Origin of the sequence: Streptomyces spinosisporus (genome assembly GCF_022698145.1) — a bacterium.
In the GTDB taxonomy this organism is placed as follows: domain Bacteria; phylum Actinomycetota; class Actinomycetes; order Streptomycetales; family Streptomycetaceae; genus Streptomyces; species Streptomyces spinosisporus.
This window is the reverse complement of record NZ_JALDAX010000001.1, coordinates 373,279-394,813: the sequence shown is the minus strand read 5'-3', so window position 1 is coordinate 394,813 and position 21,535 is coordinate 373,279. Positions and strand designations below refer to the sequence as shown.

Sequence of the window (21,535 nt, the reverse complement as noted above, 5' to 3'; positions counted from 1 at the left end):
GTGCCATGTCGCACGCATCCCCAGCTCTTCTGTCCGACATCGAACTGGCCCCGGGCCGGCCGCCGATCCTGCACACCAAGTCCGACGGCGACGCGGCCGGCTGGGCCGCGGAACACCGCGGCGCGCTGCGTGCCGCGGTCGCCGAGCACGGCAGCCTGCTCGTGCGCGGCCTGGGCCTGGACGGACCCGGCGTCACGGAGGAGGTGTTCCGGCACGTGTCGAGCGACCGCCTGTTGGCCGACCGGGAGCCCTTCGCGCCGCGCCGCGTCTACGCCGAGGGCGTGTACTCGTCCTCCAAGTGGCCCGCCAACCAGCCGATGTGCATGCACCACGAGCTGAGCTACGGGCTCGAGTTCCCTGGCCTTCTGCAGTACGCCTGCCTGGTGGCACCGGAGGAGGGCGGCGCGACCGCGGTCGCCGACAGCCCGACGGTCCTCGACGCGCTGCCGGCCCCTCTGGTCGAGCGGTTCGAACGGGAGGGCTGGGTGCTGACCCGGACGTACAACGACGAGATCGGCGCGTCGGTCGCCGAGGCCTTCGGCACCGACGACCGCACCGCCGTCGAGAACTACTGCCGGGCGAACGCCATCGAGTTCGCGTGGCAGGACGACGGCTCGCTGCGCACCCGGCAGCACCGCAGCGCCGTGCTGCACCACCCGGTGACCGGCCGCCGCTGCTGGTTCAACCAGATCGCCTTCCTCAACGAGTGGACGATGGACCCCGAGGTGCGCGAGTACCTGGTCGACGTCTACGGCTCCGACGGGCTGCCCTTCAACACCCGTTTCGGCAACGGCGATCCGCTCGACGAGGGCGTCGTGGCGACCATCAACGAGGTCTACGACGCCCACACCCTGCGCGAGCCGTGGCACTCCGGTGACCTGCTGCTCGTCGACAACATCCGCACCTCGCACAGCAGGGAGCCCTTCGAGGGGCCACGTGAGGTGCTGGCCGCGCTCGGCGAACCGGTCCGGCTGACGGACTGCGCGCCGACCATCGAAGTGAGGACCGCATGACGACCACTGACAGTGCCGCTCAAGGCGCCCTGGCCGCACCGCCGTTCGCAGTGATCTCCGGCGAGCAGGTGCAGCAGGTGCTGGCGGGCCGCGAGCCGGAGATCGCCGAGCTCGTCGAGGCCGTGTACCGGCTGCACGGGGCGGGCGACGCGATCAATCCGCCGTCGTTCTTCCTGCGCTTCCCGGACCGTCCCTCGTCGCGGATCATCGCGCTGCCCGCCTCGCTCGGCGGGAAGCTGCGGGTGGACGGGCTGAAGTGGATCTCCAGTTTCCCGGAGAACACGAAGTCCGGGCTGCCGCGGGCGTCGGCCGTGCTGATCCTCAACGACCCGGAGACCGGCTATCCGTTCGCGTGCCTGGAGAGCTCGGTCATCAGCGCGACGCGCACGGCGTCCTCGGCGGCGCTGGCCGCGGACCGGCTGAGCCGGACCCGGCAGCGGCCGGTGCGCGTCGGGTTCGTCGGGACCGGTCTGATCGCCCGCTATATCCACACCCATCTCACCGGCACGGGCTGGGAGTTCGAGGAGACGGGCGTGTACGACCTGTCTCCCGACAGCGCGGCGGGCTTCTGCGGCTACCTGGAACGCTCGGGCGCCAAGGGACGGTTCACGGTGCACGACAACGCCGAGAGCCTGGTCCGCTCCAGCGATCTGCTGGTGTTCGCGACGGTCGCGGCGACGCCGTACATCGACGACGGGTCGTGGTTCGACCACCACCCGCTGGTGCTGCATGTGTCGTTGCGCGACCTGGATCCGGCGATCCTGCTCGCGTCGGCCAACTTCGTCGACGACGTCGAGCACTGCCTGAAGGCGCAGACGTCGCCGCATCTGACCGAACAGCTCACGGGGAGCCGGGAGTTCCTCGACGGCACGCTGAACGACGTACTGACCGGGCGGGTGTCCGTTCCGGGTGACCGGACGGTGGTGTTCTCGCCGTTCGGACTGGGGGTGCTCGACCTGGCGGTCGGCAAGTTCGTCCACGACGAGGTGGCCCGTAGGGGCGGGCTGCACGTCGTCGACGGGTTCTTCCACGAGCTGCGAAGGCACGGCTGATCCGGCCCGTGGCGCATGAGGAGGGGGGCATCATGCCCGTCATTTCTGATCCTGTTCAGTTCAACGAGGAGGAGCTCTATGTCGACCTTCGGGCCGCACTGGGGCTGCCTCTGTACCTGAAGTGCGAGGGCTTCAACTTCGCCGGGTCCATCAAGCTCAAGGCGGCGACCGAGATGGTCGACGCGGCCGAGCGCGAGGGGCGGCTGCGGCCGGGCTCGGTGCTGGTGGAGTCCTCGTCGGGGAACCTGGGGGTGGCGCTCAGCGTGATCGCGGCGAGCCGGGGCTACCGGTTTCTGTGCGTGACCGACGCGCGTTGCAACAAGCCGACGATCCGGTTGATGGAGTCGCTGGGCACCCAGGTGCACGTCATCGACGAACCCGACTCCCTCGGGGGCTTCCTGGGGGCGCGGATGGCGTACGTCAACGCGCTGTGCGCCTCCGACGACAGGTACGTATGGCTCAACCAGTACCAGAACCAGGGCAACTGGCGGGCGCACTTCCGTACGACCGCACCGGAGATCGCACGTCGCTTCCCGGACCTGGACGTCCTGTTCGTCGGGGCCGGCACGACCGGCACCCTGATGGGCTGCGCCCGCTGGTTCTGGCAGCGGCGGCGCCGGGTGCGCATCGTGGCCATCGACACCGTCGGCTCGGTGAGCTTCGGCATGCCGCCCGGGCGGCGGATGGTCCCGGGGCTCGGCATGAGCGTGCCGCCGTCCCTGCTCGACGAGTCGTACGTGGACGACCTGGTCCGCGTCGAGGAGAGCGACGCCATCCTCGCCTGCCGCCGCCTGGCCGCCCGCGGCTTCATGTTCGGCGGCTCGACAGGAACCGTCATCAGCGGCGCCGGCCAATGGCTCGCCGAACACGGCCACCAGGGCCTGACATCGGTGGCGATCGCCCCGGACCTGGGCGAACGCTACCTGGACACGGTCTACCGAGAAGGCTGGCCGGCGGACGCGATGGAACCGGAGCCGGCTATGGCACGACTGGCGTGACGGCCCGGCGCCGGGCTCGCGTGATCGTCCGGCGCCGGGAGCGCGTGATCGTCCGGCACCGGGTCTACGCGGCCGACCGGGTCCGGCACCGGCGTGATCGGCCGGGCCGGGCCCGCGAGGCCTGCCGGGTCGGCGCCCGGGGGCACGGCCCGTTCGGGGCACTGCGGGAGTCCCGCAACGGCAGGCCTCCGGGCGGGGCCGCGGGCCGCGCCGCCGGTACAACCAACCTGCGCCCCCAGGGAGGCCGTACGTCCTCACTGCCGGGCCCGCGCAGTCGGCGTCCGGCGCTCCCGATGCGGTCCCCTCCGGGGCGTTGCCGTGGCGTCCTGGTGGGTGGGGTGGGTTCTCGGTGTGAGTGGGGCGGGGGCGGGGGTACTTTCGCGGCATGGGTTGGCGTACGCACACCGTGAGCAATCAGGTCCCGCCTCTGGTGGGCTATGACGCCTTCGGGGCCGATCGGGCGTTGGGCGAGGCGGTCGAGCGGCATCTGGAGCCGGGGCTGCTCGACGAGGTGGGCGGTGAGCTGGGCGCGCTCGGGCGGGCCTCGGGGTCCGCGCAGCTGCAGGAGTGGGCCGTGCAGGCGAACGAGAGCCCGCCCCGGCTGCGGACGCACGACCGCTACGGGCACCGTATCGACGAGGTCGACTTCCATCCGGCCTGGCACCGGCTGCTCGGCAAGGGCGTGGCGGCGGGCCTGACCGCGGCCTGGAACCGGCCCGGCGGCCATGTACGCCGGGCCGCCGCGTTCGTGGTGTGGACGCAGGTCGACGCCGGGAACCTCTGCCCCCTGTCGATGACCCACGCCGCCGTCCCCGCCCTGCGCACGGACCCGGAGCTGGCCGCCGAGTGGGAGCCGCGCCTGACGTCCGTGATCTACGACCGCGAGCTGCGGCCCGCCCACCTGAAGGCCGGGGCCCTGTTCGGGATGGGCATGACGGAGAAGCAGGGCGGCAGTGACGTACGGGCCAACACGACGGCCGCACGGCCGCTCGCCGAGGACGGGACGTACGAGCTGACCGGCCACAAGTGGTTCTGCTCGGCGCCGATGTCCGACGGGTTCCTGGTGCTCGCCCAGGCGCCGGGCGGCCTCACCTGTTTCCTCGTGCCGCGCGTGCTGGAGGACGGCACCCGCAATGTCTTCCTGCTCCAGCGGCTCAAGGACAAGCTCGGCAACCGCTCCAACGCCTCCGCCGAGGTCGAGTTCGACGGCACCTGGGCGCGCCGGGTCGGGGAGGAGGGGCGCGGGGTGCGGACCATCATCGGCATGGTGGCCGCGACCCGGCTCGACTGCGTCCTGGGCTCCGCGGGTCTGATGCGGCAGGCGGTGGCGCAGGCCGTGCACCACTGCGCCCACCGGGAGGCGTTCGGCGCGAAGCTGGCCGACCAGCCGCTGATGCGCAACGTTCTGGCCGACCTGGCCCTGGAGTCCGAGGCGGCGACCACCCTCGCACTGCGCCTGGCCGCCGCCTACGACGACGGCGGCGAGCAGGAGCGCGCGCTGCTGCGGATCGCGGTCCCGACCGCCAAGTACTGGGTGACCAAGCGCTGCGCCCCGCTCGTCGTCGAGGCCGCCGAATGCCTGGGCGGGAACGGCTACGTGGAGGAGTCGGGCCTGCCCCGGCTGGTGCGCGAGTCGCCGCTCAACTCGATCTGGGAGGGCGCGGGCAACGTCCAGGCACTGGACGTGCTGCGCGCGCTGCAGCGGGAGCCGCAGGCCCTGAACGCCTACCTCCAGGAGGTCGGCCGGGCCCGCGGCGCCGACCACCGGCTGGACGCCGCGATCAAGAACCTGCTGACCGAACTGGCCGACCTGGATGGCATCGAGGGACGCGCGCGGCGGCTGACGGAACGGCTCGCGCTGGTGCTGCAGGGCTCCCTGCTCGTCAGGTTCGCGCCACCGGAGGTCGCCGACGCGTTCTGCGCCTCGCGGCTGGGCGGCGACGGAGGTTCCGCGTTCGGCACGCTGCCGCACACCCTGGACCTGGCGTCGATCGTGGAGCGCGCCCGGCCGATGGCCTGAGCTGGGCGGATGCGTTGCGGGGGTGATGCTGCGCCGACACGGCATCACCCCCGCCCAGCTGGCCCCTACAAGGCCATGAACGCCGCTCGGGACGGCGTTGCCCAATATTCAAACAGTCCGGGATCGGTTCACCAGGGTTGCAAGGGGTTGCAACTTGCTGCTGTCTGTGGCTGGACTGTCTCCGTCCGTCAGCGCCGAACGGCACTATGAGACGGACAGTGCGGACGACTTCGGACTCCGTGGCCGAAACGCGACGGGAACCCGTTGTCCCGAGCCCTTCTTGCGGGAGGACCAGTGGCGCATCCGCCGACGGACGTGACGCAGCTCGCCATGGTCGACACGGCCCAGGCCGCGCGGGTACTGAGCGAGGTCCGCACCGCCCGGCTCTCCGGGCAGCGCACCGCGGTCGCCCCCCGCCCGGTGATCGAGCAGTCCTGGGGGCGCATGCTGCGCAGCGGCATCGACCCCGAGCACGACCGCCGTTCGGGCCTGCTGCCCGCCGACGAGGTGCGGCGGCGCAGGGAGACCACGACGCTGCGGCATGTCCTGCCGGTGCTGCGGGAGGGGCTGCTCTCGGTCGCGGACGTCGCCCACCACATCATGGTGGTCGCCGACGCGGACGGCCGGGTGCTGTGGCGGGAGGGCAGCCCGTCCGTCCTGCGCAAGGCGGACCACCTCGGCTTCGAACTCGGCGCGGACTGGCGGGAGGACGTCGTCGGCACGAACGGCATCGGCACCCCCGCGGTGGTGCGCAGACCCGTACAGGTCTTCGCCTCCGAGCACTTCGTGCGTTCGCAGACCTCCTGGACGTGCACCGGCGCGCCGATCACGGATCCGCGTGACGGCCGGCTCCTGGGGATCGTGGACGTCAGCGGCCCGCTGGAGACGATGCACCCGGCGACCCTCGCCTGGGTCGACTCGGTGGCCAAGCTGGCCGAGGCGCGGCTGCGGGAGCTGCATCTGGGCTCACTGGAGCGGCTGCGCGCGGTGGCGGCACCGGCGCTGGCCCGGGTGGGCGGCCGGGCCGTGGTGGTGGACCGGGACGGCTGGACGGCGGCGGTGACGGGGATGCCGTACACCGGCCGGATCACCCTGCCCAAGCCCCTGTCGGCGGGCCGCAGACGGCTGCCGGCGCTCGGTCTGTGCGCGGTGGAGCCGCTCGGGGAGGGCTGGCTGATCCGGGTCTCGGAGGAGCCGCTGCCGTACGGCGCCACCCGGGTCGTGCTTGATCTGACGCAGCCGCGCCGCAGTTCGGTGACGGTGTCCGGGAGCGCGGGCTCCTGGACGCACGAACTGAGCCCCCGGCACGCCGAGTTGCTCTACCTGCTCGCGCTGCACCGCGACGGCTGCAGCGCGGCGGGCCTGGCCGATGAGGTCTTCGGCGACCCGGCCCGCAGAGTGACGGTACGCGCGGAGATGTCCCGAGTGCGCCGGTATCTCGGGGGGTTGCTGGAGCACCGGCCCTACCGGTTCGCGGAGGACGCGGAGGTGGAGCTGCTGCTGCCGGACGCTCCGGTCGATCTGCTGCCGCAGTCGACGGCGCCGGCGGTGCTCCGGGTGCGCGCGCCGTTCGAGGCGCCCTGATCGTGTCCGCCGCGTGACCGCGGCGTCCCCCTGAGTGACCCCATGGGCCCATCTTCCGCATAATTGCAGGGTCTTTGTCCCCGGACGGGCCCGACTGCCGTAGCATCCCACTACGGGTCGCCCCACCTGCTCCTTTGGTCAACGCTCGGACCAATGGCCGCAGTTGGCCCGCCTCGGGAGGACGTATGAAGCAACGTGGCCGACACCGCAGGCAGAAGCGGGGCCGAGCGCTGCGCGCCGCCCTGGCCGGGACCGCCCTCGCGCTCACCGCCGCCGCCACGATGATCAGCGCGTCGCAGGCCACGGTCGGTGACAGGCCGGGGGCCCTGAAGACGCTCTCGTCCTCCGACCGGGCGGCCGCGGGGCTGCGGCTCCAGGAGCGCGAGGTGCCGCAGAGCACGCTCGACCGGCTCTCCTCCGCGATGGGCAGGCCCGTCGGCGTGAGCACGGTCCTCGCCGACCCCGACCATTCGCTGCGCGGTGCGGGCGACTGCGCGTCCGTCGCGCACGGGTCGCTGCCCGTCGCGCCGACGGCCACGCGCGCGTACTGCTGGGACACCGCCGACACCCGTGGCTGGCGGGCGGGCGCGGTCACCACGTCCGGGGACGCGGACGACGACGGCCACTGGGGCGAGCACCGGGTGATCCTGTCCGGCTGGAGCCGTGACATCGGACGGTCGGCGAAGCCCGGCGGCGCCCGGCTCGCCGTCGTCGACGCGACCGATCCGGCCCGGCTCACCTACGCCTGGGCCTCGCTCGTCGTCCCGGTCGACGGCGGCCGCGACTACCGCGGCCTGTCCTCCCCCGTCTCCGGCATGGTCTGGTACCAGGGCAAGCTGCTGGTCACCGCCGCCGACGGGCTGTACGTGTACGACATGCACCGCATCCAGCGGACCACCGTGAACAGCGGCGCGGTCGGCAGGGTGAAGGGCGGCTGGGCGGCGCAGGGCTCGCGGTACGTGCTGCCCGCGATCGGCTCGTACCGCCTCACCGGCCACGGCGCGCGACCGGGCGCGATCTCCCTGGACCGCAGCACCGCGCCGGACAGCCTGGTCGCGAGCGAGCGGGTGCGGGCGGACGGCGAGGGGACCACCCTGCTGTGGCGCTACGCGTTCAGCGGTGACCCGGTCCGCGCCGGTCTGCTGGCCACCGACGCCGCGGGGCGCGCGGTCCCGGAGCAGGCGTACGAGACGAAGACGGACGGCGTCGGCGGAGTGCTGTCGTACCGCTCGAAGTGGTATCTGGCCCGCCCGGCCGACGAGCCGGACGGTCACGGCGTCCTGTGGCGGCAGAGCACCCGCAGGGCGCTGGCCACCCGGTGCGGGGTGGACGAGTCGAACCACTGCTGGACCGCACGGGCCGGGTCGCTCTCCTACGCCGAGGACAGCGGCGAGGTCTGGTCGCAGTCGGGACGGATGCTCTACGCGCTGCCGCTGGACTCGATCGACAGATCTCTGGGGTAGATGATTCCCTGGCGGTCATGACCACCATCCCCGTGACCACCTGGTCCCTGGAGCAGACCGCCCCGACCGACCTGCTGCCGGCCGCCGCGCCGGAGGGGGACGTGCGGATCGTCCGCTCCGAGGTGCCCTCCCCCGAGTTCAGCCGCTTCCTGTACACGTCCGTCGGCGGTGACATCCGCTGGATCGACCGGCTGGGCTGGACGTACGCGCGCTGGCAGGAGCAGCTGGACCGGCCGGGCGCGGAGACCTGGGTCGCCTACGACCGGGGCACGCCCGCGGGATACATCGAGCTGGACCCGCAGGACGACGGGGTCGTGGAGATCGCCTACTTCGGGCTGATCCCCGCCTTCCGCGGCCGCCGCATCGGCGGGCATCTGCTGTCCTGCGGCACCGCCCGCGCCTGGGACCTCGCCGAGCGCTGGCCCGGGCGCGCGCGGACGAAGCGGGTCTGGGTGCACACCTGCAGCCTGGACGGCGAGCACGCCATGGACAACTATCAGCGCCGGGGCTTCAAGCTCTTCGACACCAAGGTCGAGGAGCAGCCCGAGGTGTCCGCGCCCGGCCCGTGGGCCGGTGCATACCCGGTCTGACCTGCGCGGACAAGACCGTCCGCAGCCGATGTGATCGAGGACACGCTTGTCTCGTACTCCGGGACAAGGGTGTCCGCATCGTGGACGAAGCTGGACTGTGTCCAGACTGCCGTGCCACGCTTTCGTCATGTCTGGAACTGGAATTGCCTTGGTGAGTCGGCGGCACGTCGACCTCGGCCGCATGTCCAGCGCCATCTGTCCGGCGAGCTGACCTGCTCCACCGTGGCCCTCGGCCACCCGCGCAGCACGCCCGACATCTTTTGACTCTCTCCCCCCGCGCAACGACGCGCACGTATGCCCATGCGCCCGCGCGCGCAGGTCAGAGCCGCATTCACGCCTGTCCCGAAGGACGTATCAACCATGGCCGCCACCCCGCAGAAGCCTGCCGCCGCGACTCCACGCCGCAAGGTGAGCCGTCACCGCGGTGAGGGCCAGTGGGCCGCGGGGCACTTCACCCCGCTGAACGGCAACGAGCAGACCAAGAAGGACGACGACGGTCTCAATGTGCGGACACGCATTGAGACGATCTACTCCAAGCGCGGCTTCGACTCCATCGACGGCGGTGACCTGCGCGGACGGATGCGCTGGTGGGGTCTGTACACCCAGCGCAGGCCCGGGATCGACGGCGGCAAGACCGCGATCCTGGAGCCGGAGGAGCTGGACGACGAGTACTTCATGATGCGCGTCCGCATCGACGGCGGTGCGCTGACCACGCAGCAGCTGAGGGTCATCGGGGAGATCTCCCAGGAGTTCGCGCGCGGCACCGCGGACATCACGGACCGGCAGAACGTCCAGTACCACTGGATCCGCATCGAGGACGTCCCGACGATCTGGGAGCGTCTGGAGGGCGTGGGCCTGTCGACGGTCACCGCCTGCGGCGACACCCCCCGCGTGATGATCGGCTCCCCGGTGGCGGGCATCGCCGAGGACGAGATCATCGACGGCACGCCTGCGCTGGAGGAGATGAAGCGCCGCGTGCTCAACAACAAGGCGTACTCCAACCTCCCCCGGAAGTTCAAGACGGCCATCTCGGGCTCGCCGGTCCTCGACGTGGTGCACGAGATCAACGACGTGGCCTTCGTCGGCGTACGGCACCCCGAGCACGGCCCCGGCTTCGACCTGTGGGTCGGCGGAGGCCTGTCCACCAACCCCAAGCTGGGCGTGCGGCTCGGCGCCTGGGTGCCGATCGACGAGGTCCCCGACGTCTACGAGGGCGTCCTGTCGATCTTCCGCGACTACGGCTACCGCCGGCTGCGCACCCGCGCCCGGCTGAAGTTCCTCGTCGCCGACTGGGGCGCGGAGAAGTTCCGCCAGGTCCTGGAGGACGAGTACCTGGGCGGACGCAAGCTGATCGACGGCCCCGCCCCCGAGCAGCCGGTCCAGCAGTGGCGCGACCACATCGGCGTGCACCGCCAGAAGGACGGTCGGTTCTACGTCGGCTTCGCCCCGCGCGTGGGACGCGTCGACGGCGCCACGCTCACCAAGATCGCGGAGCTGGCGGAGGCACACGGCTCGGGCCGGGTGCGTACCACCGTCGAGCAGAAGATGATCGTGCTCGACGTCGAGCAGGACCGGGTCGACTCGCTGGTCGAGGGCCTGGAGGCGCTGGACCTGACCGCCCGGCCGTCCACCTTCCGGCGCGGCACCATGGCCTGCACCGGCATCGAGTACTGCAAGCTCGCCATCGTCGAGACCAAGCAGCGCGGCTCGCAGCTCATCGACGAACTCGAGCGCCGCCTGCCGGAGTTCGACGAGCCGCTGACCATCAACCTCAACGGCTGCCCGAACGCCTGCGCCCGTATCCAGGTCGCGGACATCGGTCTCAAGGGCCAGCTGGTCCTCGACGGCAACGGCGAGCAGGTCGAGGGCTACCAGGTGCACCTCGGCGGCGCGCTCGGCCTGGAGGCCGGGTTCGGCCGCAAGGTGCGTGGTCTGAAGGTCACCTCGCAGGAGCTGCCCGACTACATCGAGCGGGTCCTCAGGCGGTTCCTGGCCGAGCGCGAGGACGGCGAGCGGTTCGCCGCCTGGGCCGCACGCGCCTCCGAGGAGGCCCTGTCATGAGCGAGCGCGCCGCCCCCTTCTACTGCCCCTACTGCGGCGACGAGGACCTACGTCCCGGCGAGCAGGGCCACGGCTCGTGGGAATGCGCGGCATGCAACCGGGCCTTTCAGCTGAAGTTCCTCGGGCTGCTCGCCCGGGGCTTTCAGCACTCCGACGCAGGGGGAGACACGACATGACCACGGTGACGGAAGAGCAGACGACAGAGGATCTCAAGGCGCTCGCCGAGCAGGCGGGCCGTGACTTGGAGGACGCCTCCGCGCTGGAGATCCTGAAGTGGGCGGCCGACACCTTCGGCAAGCGCTTCTGCGTGACCTCGTCCATGGAGGACGCGGTGGTCGCCCACCTCGCCTCACGGGCCATGCCCGGTGTGGACGTGGTGTTCCTCGACACCGGCTACCACTTCCCGGAGACCATCGGCACCCGCGACGCCGTCGAGGCCGTGATGGACGTCAACGTCATCACCCTGACCCCGCGTCAGACGGTCGCCGAGCAGGACGCCGAGTACGGGCCGAAGCTGCACGACCGCGACCCCGACCTGTGCTGCAGGCTGCGCAAGGTCCAGCCGCTGGAGCGGGGCCTGACCAACTACGTGGCCTGGGCGACCGGTCTGCGCCGCGACGAGTCCCCGACCCGGGCGAACACCCCGGTCGTCGGCTGGGACGAGAAGCGGCAGAAGGTCAAGATCTCACCGATCGCCCGCTGGACCCAGGACGACGTCGACGCCTACGTCGCGGAGCACGGCGTGCTGACCAACCCGCTGCTGATGGACGGTTACCCCTCCGTCGGCTGCGCCCCCTGCACCCGCCGGGTCCTGGAGGGCGAGGACGCACGGGCCGGCCGCTGGGCGGGCAGCGCCAAGACCGAGTGCGGGCTGCACGGATGACCGCCGCGCCTTCGACGAATCAGGAGAACCTTGTGACGACCGGAGCCACCGTCTGGCTCACGGGTCTGCCGAGCGCCGGCAAGACCACCATCGCGTACGAGCTGGCAGGCCGGCTGCGCGAGGAGGGCCACCGCGTCGAGGTGCTCGACGGCGACGAGATCCGCGAGTTCATCTCGGCGGGCCTCGGCTTCTCCCGCGAGGACCGGCACACCAATGTGCAGCGCATCGGCTTCCTCGCCGAACTGCTCGCCCGCAACGGCGTCAAGGCGCTCGTCCCGGTGATCGCGCCCTACGCGGACAGCCGCGAGGCGGTCCGCAAGCGTCACCAGGAGAGCGGGGCGCCGTATCTGGAGGTGCACGTCGCCACTCCCGTCGACGTGTGCTCCGTACGTGATGTGAAGGGTCTGTACGCCAAGCAGGCGGCGGGCGAACTGACCGGGCTGACCGGGGTCGACGACCCCTACGAGGCCCCCGAGTCGCCCGACCTGCGGATCGAGTCGCAGCACCAGACCGTCCAGGAGTCCGCGGCCGCGGTCCACGCGCTGCTCACCGAAAGGGGACTGGCATGACGACCGTCGCCACGGCCAAGGAGGGCACGGGCTCCCCGTACGCCCTCTCGCACCTGGACGCGCTGGAGTCCGAGGCGGTGCACATCTTCCGCGAGGTGGCGGGCGAGTTCGAACGGCCGGTGATCCTCTTCTCCGGCGGCAAGGACTCCATCCTCATGCTCCACCTGGCCCTGAAGGCCTTCGCCCCCGCGGCGATCCCCTTCTCACTGCTGCACGTCGACACCGGGCACAACTTCCCCGAAGTCCTCGAATACCGCGACCGCGTGGTGGAGCAGCACGGACTGCGGCTGCACGTGGCCTCGGTGCAGGACTACATCGACCGCGGCGTCCTCAAGGAGCGCGCGGACGGCACCCGCAACCCGCTGCAGACGCTGCCGCTGACGGAGAAGATCCAGGCGGAGCGGTTCGACGCGGTCTTCGGCGGCGGACGGCGCGACGAGGAGAAGGCACGGGCCAAGGAACGGGTGTTCAGTCTGCGGGACGAGTTCTCGCAGTGGGACCCGCGCCGCCAGCGGCCCGAGCTGTGGAACCTCTACAACGGCCGGCACGCACCGGGCGAGCACGTCCGGGTCTTCCCGCTGTCCAACTGGACCGAGCTGGACGTGTGGCAGTACATCGCCCGCGAGAACGTCCAGCTGCCGCAGATCTACTTCGCGCACGAGCGTGAGGTGTTCAAGCGCGGCGGGATGTGGCTGACGGCCGGTGAGTGGGGCGGGCCCAGGGACGGCGAGACCGTGGAGAAGCGGCAGGTGCGCTACCGCACGGTCGGCGACATGTCCTGCACCGGCGCCGTCGACTCCGACGCCGACACCATCGACAAGGTGATCGTCGAGATCGCCGCCTCCCGGCTGACCGAGCGGGGCGCGACGCGCGCCGACGACAAGCTCTCCGAGGCCGCGATGGAAGACCGCAAGCGCGAGGGGTACTTCTAAGCATGAGCACGATCACGACCGAGGAGCTCTCGGCCACCACGCTGCTGCGGTTCGCCACCGCCGGTTCCGTCGACGACGGCAAGTCGACCCTGGTGGGCCGGCTGCTGCACGACTCCAAGTCGGTCCTCACCGACCAGCTGGAAGCCGTCGAACACGCCTCCCGCAACCGCGGCCAGGACGCCCCCGACCTCGCCCTCCTCACCGACGGCCTGCGCGCCGAACGCGAACAGGGCATCACCATCGACGTCGCCTACCGCTACTTCGCGACGCCCAAACGCCGGTTCATCCTCGCCGACACCCCCGGCCATGTGCAGTACACCCGCAACATGGTCACCGGCGCCTCCACCGCCGAACTCACCATCATCCTCGTCGACGCCCGCAACGGCGTCGTCGAACAGACCCGCCGGCACGCGGCGATCGCGGCCCTGCTGCGGGTGCCGCACGTGGTCCTGGCCGTGAACAAGATGGACCTGGTCGACTACAAGGAGCCCGTCTTCGCCGCGATCGCCGAGGAGTTCACGGCGTACGCGCTGGAACTGGGCGTCCCCGAGGTCACCGCGATCCCGATCTCCGCGCTCGTCGGCGACAACGTGGTGGAGCCGTCGGCCACCATGGACTGGTACGGCGGCCCGACGGTCCTGGAGCACCTGGAGACGGTCCCGGTCAGTCACGACCTGAGCCACTGCCACGCGCGGCTGCCCGTGCAGTACGTGATCCGGCCGCAGACCGCCGAGCACCCGGACTACCGGGGCTACGCCGGGCAGATCGCCGCCGGTTCGTTCCATGTCGGCGAGCCGGTCACGGTGCTGCCCTCCGGCCGTGCCTCGCGGATCAGCGCGATCGACCTGCTGGGCGAGCCGGTCGACGTCGCCTGGACCACCCAGTCGGTGACCCTCCTGCTGGAGGACGACATCGACATCTCGCGCGGCGACCTGATCGTGCCCAGCAAGGACGCCCCGGCGACCACGCAGGACATCGAGGCGACCGTCTGCCATGTCGCCGACGCGGCGCTGACCGTCGGCCACCGGGTGCTGCTCAAGCACGGCACGCGCACGGTCAAGGCGATCGTGAAGGACATCCCGTCCCGGCTGACGCTGTCGGACCTGTCCCTGCACCCGCACCCGGGGCAGCTCGTCGCCAACGACATCGGCCGGGTGAAGATCCGCACCGCGGAGCCGCTGCCGGTCGACTCCTACTCCGACTCGCGCCGCACCGGCTCCTTCATCCTCATCGACCCCAGCGACGGCACCACGCTGACCGCGGGCATGGTCGGCGAGTCGTTCGCGGCCCCCGAGCCCGTCAAGGACGAGTCCGAGGACGACGGGTGGGACTTCTGAGATGAACCCCACCGACTACTACTCCACGTTCGCCAAGGAGGGCGGCCGCATCGGCAGCGGCGACCTCGGCAGCGGGCAGGGCGGAGTGACGCGATGTGTGCGCTGACGTACGCGCACTGCCTGCGCGCCCTCACCCCCCACCGCCGTAGACGCAAACCTGCCGATCTCCCGGCCACGACCTGAAAGACCGTGACCGCCGGGCCAACGAGAGGAAAACCTCCCGTGCCTGCCAACCGCTCGCGCAGCAAGTCCCTTCGCCGCGGCATCACCGTGATCGCGGCCCTTCCGCTTCTCGCCCTCGCCGCTTGCGGTTACGGGTCCAAGGCCGACGACACCGACACCGCGAAGGTGGCCGCCGGGTCCAAGAAGATCGACGGGCTGGACTCCGTCAAGATCGGCTACTTCGGCAACCTCACCCACGCGACCGCACTGGTCGGCCGTGAGCAGGGCCTGTTCCAGAAGGAACTGGGCGCCACCAAGGCCGACTACGCGATCTTCAACGCCGGCCCCTCCGAGATCGAGGCCCTCAACTCGGGCTCCATCGACATCGGCTGGCTCGGCCCCTCCCCGGCGATCAACGGGTACACCAAGTCCAACGGCAAGAGCCTGAAGATCATCGGCGGTTCGGCCTCCGGCGGCGTCAAGCTCGTCGTGAACCCGAAGAAGATCAAGTCCCTGAAGGACGTCAAGGGCAAGAAGATCGCGACGCCCCAGCTGGGCAACACGCAGGACGTCGCGTTCCTCAACTGGGCCGCGGAACAGGGCTGGAAGGTCGACGCGCAGAGCGGCAAGGGTGATGTGACGGTCGTCCGCACCGACAACAAGATCACCCCGGACGCCTACAAGGCGGGCTCCATCGACGGCGCCTGGGTGCCGGAGCCGACCGCCTCGAAGCTGGTCGCCGAGGGCGCCAAAACGATTCTCGACGAGTCCACGCTGTGGCCCGACCAGAAGTTCGTCATCACGAACATCATCGTGCGGCAGGCCTTCCTCAAGGAGCACCCGAAGGCCGTCGAGGCGGTCCTGAAGGCCTCGGTCGAGGCCAACAAGTGGATCAACGCCAACCCCGGCAAGGCGAAGGCGGCGGCGAACAAGCAGCTGGGGATCGACTCCGGCAAGGAGCTGCCGGCGAACGTCCTGGACCCGGCGTGGAAGTCCATCCGGTTCACCGACGACCCGCTGGCCGCCACGCTCAACACCGAGGCGGCGCACGCGGTCAAGGCAGGCCTGCTGGAGAAGCCGGACCTCAAGGGCATCTACGACCTCACCGTCCTCAACAAGGTCCTCAAGGCCGCGGGCGAGAGCCCGGTCGACGCCGCCGGTCTCGGCACCAGCTGACGCAAGTCCCGACGAGTTCCCAGGAGGTGACGACCATGGCCACGACCACGACGCTCGCCAAGGCCGACGAGACGGTCGAGTACGCGGCACGCCTCGACCACGTGTCGAAGTCCTTCGCGACGCCCCGCGGGCAGCAGCTCGTCCTGGACGACATCAGCATCGATGTCGCGCCGGGTGAGTTCGTCACCCTTCTGGGGGCCTCGGGCTGCGGCAAGTCCACGCTGCTGAACCTGGTGGCGGGTCTCGACCGGCCCACCGCGGGCTCCATCACGACCGACGGGCGCCCCGCCCTGATGTTCCAGGAGCACGCGCTGTTCCCGTGGCTGACCGCGGGCAAGAACATCGAACTCGCCCTGAAGCTCAGGGGTGTGCCCAAGCAGGACCGGCGCGGGAAGGCCGAGTCGCTGCTGGAGCTGGTCCGGCTGAAGGGCGCGTACGGCAAGCGCGTCCACGAGCTGTCGGGCGGTATGCGCCAGCGTGCGGCACTGGCCCGCGCGCTCGCGCAGGAGAGCAATCTGCTGCTGATGGACGAGCCGTTCTCGGCCCTGGACGCCATCACCCGGGACGTGCTCCACGACGAGCTGACCCGCATCTGGCAGGAGACGGGGGTGTCCGTCCTGTTCGTCACGCACAACGTGCGTGAGGCGGTACGGCTCGCCCAGCGGGTGATCCTGCTGTCCTCCCGTCCGGGCCGTATCGCCCGTGAATGGTCGGTCGGCATTCCGCAGCCGCGCCGTATCGAGGACGCGCCCGTCGCCGAACTGTCCCTTGAGATCACCGATGTACTGCGTGGGGAGATCCGCCGTCATGGCCAGCACTGAGACCACACCGGTCCAGGACTCCGGGAGTGTCGAGGCCGGCCTGGACGCGCTGGAGACCTCGGCCACCGGCCGTCCGACCCTGCGGCAGACCTTCGTCAACAAGATCTTTCCGCCGATCGTCGCGATCGCCGTCGTCCTCGTGATCTGGGCGGTCCTCTACCCGGTCGTCGACGACCCGACCAAGCTGCCCTCGCCGGGAGCGGTGGGCAGCGCCTTCCAGGACGCCTGGCTCAAGGGCGATCTGCTCGGCTACATCTGGACCAGCGTCTCGCGCGGTCTGCTGGGCTTCTTCTTCGCCCTGCTCATCGGCACCCCGCTCGGACTGCTGGTGGCCCGGGTGAAGTTCGTGCGCGCGGCGATCGGCCCGATCCTGTCCGGCCTGCAGTCGCTGCCGTCGGTGGCGTGGGTGCCGCCGGCCGTGATCTGGCTGGGTCTGAACAACTCCATGATGTACGCCGTGATCCTGCTCGGCGCGGTCCCCTCCATCGCCAACGGCCTGGTGTCCGGCGTCGACCAGGTGCCGCCGCTGTTCCTGCGGGCGGGCCGCACGATGGGCGCCACGGGCATCAAGGGCATCTGGCACGTCACCCTGCCCGCGGCGCTGCCCGGTTATGTGGCGGGCCTCAAGCAGGGCTGGGCCTTCTCCTGGCGCTCGCTGATGGCCGCGGAGATCATCGCGAACTTCCCCGACCTGGGCGTGGGCCTCGGCCAGCTCCTGGAGAACGCCCGTACCGCCAGCGACATGGCCATGGTGTTCGAGGCCATCCTGCTGATCCTGTTCGTCGGCATCGCCATCGACCTGCTGATCTTCAGTCCGCTGGAGCGGTGGGTGCTGCGCAGCCGCGGCCTGCTGGTGAAGAGCTGATCCCATGCGCCCTGTGAAGCCGGTCCACCCCGTCCTTGTAGTGATCGCCCACGGCAGCCGCGATGCGCGGCACGCCGCGACCGTGCACGCCCTCGTGCGGCGCGTTCGGTCGCTGCGGCCGGGGCTGCGCGTGGAGATCGGCTTCCTGGACTTCAACATCCCTTCCGTGCACGGGGTGCTGGAGTCGCTGGCGGCGGAGGGCGTCCGCGACGTCGTGGCGCTCCCGCTCCTGCTGACGCGCGCCTTCCACGCGAAGTCGGACATCCCCGCGGTCCTGCGGGACGCGCCGCCGCAGCTGCGCATCCGCCAGGCGGACGTGCTCGGTCCGTCGCCGCTGCTGCTGTCCGCCCTCGAACGGCGGCTGTACGAGGCCGGGCTGGGCCCGGCCGACAAGTCCTCGACCGGGGTCGTGCTGGCCTCGGCGGGGTCCTCCGACCCGGAGGCGATCGCAGTGATCGCAGAAATCGCGCGGGAGTGGCGGCACACCGGTTGGTGCGCCGTGCGGCCTGCGTTCGCCTCCGCATCCCTTCCCCGCACCGAGGACGCGGTACGGGAGCTGCGGGCGCTGGGCTGCGCGCGCGTCGCCGTCGCCCCCTATGTCCTGGCGCCCGGCTTCCTGCCGGACCGGATCGCGCGGGGCGCGGGAGAGGCGGACGTACTGGCCGGCGTGCTCGGCCCGGCACCGGAGGTGGCGCGGGTGCTGCTGGAGCGGTACGACGAGGCGCGGCTGCCGGTGCCGGCGGCCCTCGGCGCCTAGCGCCCGGTCAGTCGAAACGCAGCGACCCCGTGCGGGTGCGCTTGAGTTCGAAGAGGTCCGGGTCGGTCGCCAGGACGCGGAACGCGTCGAAGAGTCCGGCCGCGCGGGCGCCCCGGGGGATCGTCCGCAGCACCGGCCCGAACCACACCGTTCCGTCGACGTGCAGGGTGGGTGTGCCCACGTAGCCGCCCGAGTCGGGCTCGACGCCCGCCTCGTGGCTGCGACGTACGGCGTCGTCGTACGACGGGTCGTGCACGGCGGCGGCGAGGTCGGCCGGCAGGCCCAGTTCGGCCAGGGAGTCCGCCACCACGGCGTCGAAGTCGTCGGCCTTGCGCTCGTGGATACGGGTGCCGAACGCGGTGTACAGATCGCGCAGGACCTTCTCGCCGTGCCGCTCGGCGGCGGCCACGGCGACCCGGACCGGGCCGATGGACTTGTCGACCAACTCGCGGTACCAGTCGGGCAGTTCATTGCCGATGTTGTGCAGATACAGGCTCATCGCGTGGAAGCGGAGGTCGAGCGGGCGCTCGCGCTCGACCTCCAGCAGCCAGCGGGAGGTGATCCAGGCGAAGGGACAGGCGGGGTCGAACCAGAAGTCGACCCGGGTGGTCGAGGTGTTCGTCATGCCGTCGACGCTATGGGCGCAATGGCGCAGTGTCCCGGCCCATTCGGTGTCTGTGTCACTGGCCCAATTCGAGCCTCCGCTCACCGGCCCAGTTCGGGATCCCGTCCGCTCGACGCCAGGGCACGGTCGAAGACGGGTGCGTCGTCCGGCACGGGCACCGGGTCGGCGAAGCCGTCGTACTGGCGGTAGAGGTCGCCGTGCTTCTCGACGACGTGCAGGACGAAGGCGGCGGTGTCGTCCGAGACGTGGAACGGCTGGCCGGTGGCGGTGGCGACGTCCCAGCCGTGCACGGCCATCTCCTTGATGACCATCGAGGCGATGTCGAGCGCGGGCACCTTCGCCATGCCGAGGTCCACCTCGCCCTCCCACACCGCGGGGTCGGCCCAGGCCGCCACCGCGCGGTCGAGCCGGGCCGCGTAGGCGGCGGGCCAGCCGGGCTCCGCGGTGAAGTCGCGTGCGGTGAGCTCCTCGGGGAGGTCCTTGCGCAGGGCGCGGTGCTCCAGACCGTGGGAGGTGTAGAGCACCCAGTGGTTGACCAGGGCGCGCACGTCCCAGTCGGGGCAGTGGGTGGGGTCGCCGAGCCGGTCCGCCGGGACGTCGCGCGCGACACGCGCCGCCTCGGCGGCACACTCGGTCATGTACGGGTGCAGTTGCTTCGGGTCGTCGTACGTCATGCACCCCACGCTAGGAAGGGCCCGCTCAGGACTCTTGAACAAACGCGACAGCTTCGCCGGCCTCGACCGCTTCGACGGCTTCGTCGGCCCGGCGGACGAGCTCGTCGATCTCCATCGAGCCCGGCTCACGGCGCTCGCGCGCGAAGGTGTTCGCGAGGTGCTGGAGCAGGTCGTTGAGCGGGGTCGGCACGCCGTGCAGCCGGCCCAGCAGGGCGATCTCGCCGTTGAGGTAGTCCGCCTCGATGGTGCCGGTGCCACGGCTGAGCGACTGCCAGGAGGAGCCGCCGCCGCGCGGGGCGCCGTCGAGCGGCACCAGGTCGACCTTGTGGCCGCGCAGCGCCTGCTGCTCCGCGACGCTCGCGTACGCGATCCCGGCGGCGTCCAGCACGCTCTCGCCCTCGGCGCGCACCCTGCCGTACAGCTGTCCGGCCTTGTCCCCGGCGATGGGCCCGGCGACGGCCTCCAGGGCGTTGCCCAGGTTGGACAGCAGCTTGGCGTACTGCCAGCGGGCCACGTCGGCCACGACCGGTGCCTCGAAGTGCGCCTTCTCCAGGTCGGCGGCGACCCGCCGGGCGGTCTCGTCGGTGCCGTGCGGGTGGCGGCCCAGGTGCAGCATGCCGGTGAGGGGGCTGCCCGCGGCGGAGACGGCACCCGGCTCGACGAAGGTCGCCGGCAGCCACACGCAGACGCCGTACACCTGCCGGAAGACGCGCAGGGCGAGGCGCTGGCCCTCGACGCCGTTCTGGGCGCAGAACAGCGGCAGCCGCTCCGCCGCCGTGCCGCCGCCCGCGACCGGCGCGGGACCCCAGGCCTGCAGCGCGGCCACGGTGTCCTGGGTCTTCACGGCAAGGACGAGCACGTCGTCGGCCCTCAACTCCCCCAGCTCGTCCGGCCCTTCGACGGCCGGCAGCCGGTGGGTGTACTCGCCGTCCGGCACCTTCAGCCGCAGCCCGCCCTCCCGCAGCGCGGCGAGGTGCGCGCCCCGCGCGACCAGGACGACCTCGTGGCCCGCGCCCGCGAGACGCCCGCCGATCGCGCCGCCGACGGCGCCTGCTCCGATGATGATGTAGCGCATGCCCTGAGCCTCGCACACCCGTGTGCGGCGCCGGTCCCGGCCCCGATCACCCGGCGGTGAGCTCGACCAGCTTGGTGACGGTGTTCCAGTTGCGGCTGGTCGCGATCACGCCCTTGTTGATACGCGGCTTCGCCAGGTGCTCGGCGAGCTTGGAGCGGCCGAGCCCGTCGGGGACGTAGAGGTACAGCTCGCGCCGTCCGAGCCGGAACTCCTCCGGCAGATACGTCTCCCGGTCGATCTCCGCGAAGCGCGCCGCGTCGACGGGCGCGGAGAAGTAGGTGACGTGCAGCTGCCTGGCCTCCAGCTCGGCGGCCGGGAACGGACAGGCCTCCACGACCGCCGCGAGGTAGGCGTGGTCGCGCACGATGACGTCGACCGGGAAACCGCAGTGCTTCCCGATCGCCTCGGCGAGCTCGGCGGCCAGGGACTCCTCGTCGCCGTGACCGGTGGTGAAGACGGCCTGTCCGCTCTGCAGATGGGTGCGGACGCCCTCGTATCCGAGACCGGTCATCAGCTGCCGCAGCTCGGCCATCGGGAGCTTGCGGCCGCCCACGTTCACCGCGCGCAGCAGCGCCGCATACGTCGTCGTCATGGGCCCCACCCTAGGGCCGTCGTGCCCCGTGGGGGTGGGCACGACGGCCGTGTCCGCGCACGGCGGACTGCGCGAAACTCTGGCCGAACGACCCGGCCCGGAGCAACACCTACACGCAGCTGTGACTTGTTCAACAAGGTTCTGTAATCACAAAGAGGAGCGATGCCGACGGACCGGACACGGGCCGGTCACCCTGATCACTACCGTCGGGTAGCCCGGATAGATGTAAGGGACCATGGTCCTCCCCAGCGGTGAGGCAGCCGGGTCCGAGGGGATGAGTTCCCGC

22 protein-coding genes are annotated in these 21,535 nt (G+C 71.2%); 18 read left to right on the top strand and 4 right to left on the bottom strand.

Annotation, left to right across the window (positions count from 1 at the left end; all coding sequences use genetic code 11):
- The first annotated feature begins 5 nt into the window (after positions 1-5).
- The 18 genes from MQN93_RS01685 (at position 6) to MQN93_RS01600 (ending at position 18,283) form a co-directional block, all read left to right on the top strand.
- The gene (locus MQN93_RS01685; RefSeq protein WP_242707977.1) at positions 6-1,013 is read left to right on the top strand and encodes a TauD/TfdA family dioxygenase; all 1,008 of its coding nucleotides are present in this window, start codon (positions 6-8) and stop codon (positions 1,011-1,013) included.
- Entirely contained in the window at positions 1,010-2,065 is a 1,056-nt protein-coding gene (gene sbnB, locus MQN93_RS01680; RefSeq protein WP_242707976.1) for a 2,3-diaminopropionate biosynthesis protein SbnB, read from the top strand. Before MQN93_RS01685 ends, sbnB begins: the two co-directional genes overlap by 4 nt.
- Positions 2,066-2,097: 32 nt before the next feature.
- The gene (sbnA, locus tag MQN93_RS01675; RefSeq protein ID WP_016431914.1) at positions 2,098-3,063 is read left to right on the top strand and encodes a 2,3-diaminopropionate biosynthesis protein SbnA; all 966 of its coding nucleotides are present in this window, start codon (positions 2,098-2,100) and stop codon (positions 3,061-3,063) included.
- A 385-nt stretch (positions 3,064-3,448) separates the two neighbouring features.
- Entirely contained in the window at positions 3,449-5,083 is a 1,635-nt protein-coding gene (locus MQN93_RS01670; RefSeq protein ID WP_242707975.1) for an acyl-CoA dehydrogenase family protein, read from the top strand.
- Positions 5,084-5,377: 294 nt separating this feature from the next.
- Positions 5,378-6,667: a helix-turn-helix domain-containing protein gene (locus MQN93_RS01665; protein WP_016431916.1), complete on the top strand. Its 1,290-nt coding sequence runs from the start codon at positions 5,378-5,380 to the stop codon at positions 6,665-6,667.
- Positions 6,668-6,852: 185 nt separating this feature from the next.
- Positions 6,853-8,130, top strand: coding sequence for a hypothetical protein (locus MQN93_RS01660; RefSeq protein ID WP_016431917.1), 1,278 nt, complete (start codon positions 6,853-6,855; stop codon positions 8,128-8,130).
- 17 nt (positions 8,131-8,147) lie between these two features.
- A complete protein-coding gene (locus MQN93_RS01655; protein ID WP_242707974.1) occupies positions 8,148-8,720 on the top strand; it encodes a GNAT family N-acetyltransferase in 573 nt (190 codons plus the stop codon).
- A gap of 127 nt (positions 8,721-8,847) precedes the next feature.
- Complete coding sequence (locus tag MQN93_RS44345; protein ID WP_309486338.1) at positions 8,848-8,931, top strand: putative leader peptide; 84 nt, start codon at positions 8,848-8,850, stop codon at positions 8,929-8,931.
- 149 nt (positions 8,932-9,080) lie between these two features.
- A complete protein-coding gene (locus tag MQN93_RS01650; RefSeq protein WP_242707973.1) occupies positions 9,081-10,781 on the top strand; it encodes a nitrite/sulfite reductase in 1,701 nt (566 codons plus the stop codon).
- Positions 10,778-10,957, top strand: coding sequence for a hypothetical protein (locus tag MQN93_RS01645; RefSeq protein ID WP_016431920.1), 180 nt, complete (start codon positions 10,778-10,780; stop codon positions 10,955-10,957). Before MQN93_RS01650 ends, MQN93_RS01645 begins: the two co-directional genes overlap by 4 nt.
- Positions 10,954-11,664, top strand: coding sequence for a phosphoadenylyl-sulfate reductase (locus tag MQN93_RS01640; protein ID WP_016431921.1), 711 nt, complete (start codon positions 10,954-10,956; stop codon positions 11,662-11,664). Before MQN93_RS01645 ends, MQN93_RS01640 begins: the two co-directional genes overlap by 4 nt.
- Positions 11,661-12,233, top strand: a complete 573-nt coding sequence (cysC, locus tag MQN93_RS01635) for an adenylyl-sulfate kinase (protein WP_078516499.1) — start codon at positions 11,661-11,663, stop codon at positions 12,231-12,233. Before MQN93_RS01640 ends, cysC begins: the two co-directional genes overlap by 4 nt.
- The gene (gene cysD / locus MQN93_RS01630; RefSeq protein WP_242707972.1) at positions 12,230-13,165 is read left to right on the top strand and encodes a sulfate adenylyltransferase subunit CysD; all 936 of its coding nucleotides are present in this window, start codon (positions 12,230-12,232) and stop codon (positions 13,163-13,165) included. The genes cysC and cysD overlap by 4 nt, the downstream gene beginning before the upstream one ends.
- A gap of 2 nt (positions 13,166-13,167) precedes the next feature.
- Positions 13,168-14,502 (top strand): sulfate adenylyltransferase subunit 1, encoded by a 1,335-nt coding sequence (locus MQN93_RS01625; protein WP_242707971.1) that lies wholly within the window; start codon positions 13,168-13,170, stop codon positions 14,500-14,502.
- Between the two features lie 222 nt (positions 14,503-14,724).
- Complete coding sequence (locus MQN93_RS01615) at positions 14,725-15,840, top strand: aliphatic sulfonate ABC transporter substrate-binding protein (RefSeq protein ID WP_242707970.1); 1,116 nt, start codon at positions 14,725-14,727, stop codon at positions 15,838-15,840.
- Positions 15,841-15,875: 35 nt separating this feature from the next.
- Positions 15,876-16,661, top strand: a complete 786-nt coding sequence (locus tag MQN93_RS01610; protein ID WP_242707969.1) for an ABC transporter ATP-binding protein — start codon at positions 15,876-15,878, stop codon at positions 16,659-16,661.
- Positions 16,648-17,526, top strand: a complete 879-nt coding sequence (locus MQN93_RS01605; protein ID WP_016431928.1) for an ABC transporter permease — start codon at positions 16,648-16,650, stop codon at positions 17,524-17,526. Before MQN93_RS01610 ends, MQN93_RS01605 begins: the two co-directional genes overlap by 14 nt.
- A gap of 4 nt (positions 17,527-17,530) precedes the next feature.
- Positions 17,531-18,283 (top strand): sirohydrochlorin chelatase, encoded by a 753-nt coding sequence (locus MQN93_RS01600; RefSeq protein ID WP_242707968.1) that lies wholly within the window; start codon positions 17,531-17,533, stop codon positions 18,281-18,283.
- A gap of 7 nt (positions 18,284-18,290) precedes the next feature.
- On the opposite strand, the gene MQN93_RS01595 is transcribed toward MQN93_RS01600, so the two are convergent.
- The 4 genes from MQN93_RS01595 to MQN93_RS01580 form a co-directional block, all read right to left on the bottom strand.
- Entirely contained in the window at positions 18,291-18,908 is a 618-nt protein-coding gene (locus MQN93_RS01595) for a mycothiol-dependent nitroreductase Rv2466c family protein (protein ID WP_242707967.1), read from the bottom strand.
- 80 nt (positions 18,909-18,988) lie between these two features.
- The gene (locus tag MQN93_RS01590; protein ID WP_242707966.1) at positions 18,989-19,582 is read right to left on the bottom strand and encodes a TIGR03086 family metal-binding protein; all 594 of its coding nucleotides are present in this window, start codon (positions 19,580-19,582) and stop codon (positions 18,989-18,991) included.
- 25 nt (positions 19,583-19,607) lie between these two features.
- Positions 19,608-20,657 carry a ketopantoate reductase family protein gene (locus MQN93_RS01585; protein ID WP_242707965.1) on the bottom strand — a complete coding sequence of 350 codons (1,050 nt, stop codon included), beginning with the start codon at positions 20,655-20,657 and terminating at the stop codon, positions 19,608-19,610.
- Between the two features lie 46 nt (positions 20,658-20,703).
- Positions 20,704-21,249 (bottom strand): DUF1697 domain-containing protein, encoded by a 546-nt coding sequence (locus MQN93_RS01580; protein ID WP_242707964.1) that lies wholly within the window; start codon positions 21,247-21,249, stop codon positions 20,704-20,706.
- Positions 21,250-21,535 lie beyond the last annotated feature (286 nt).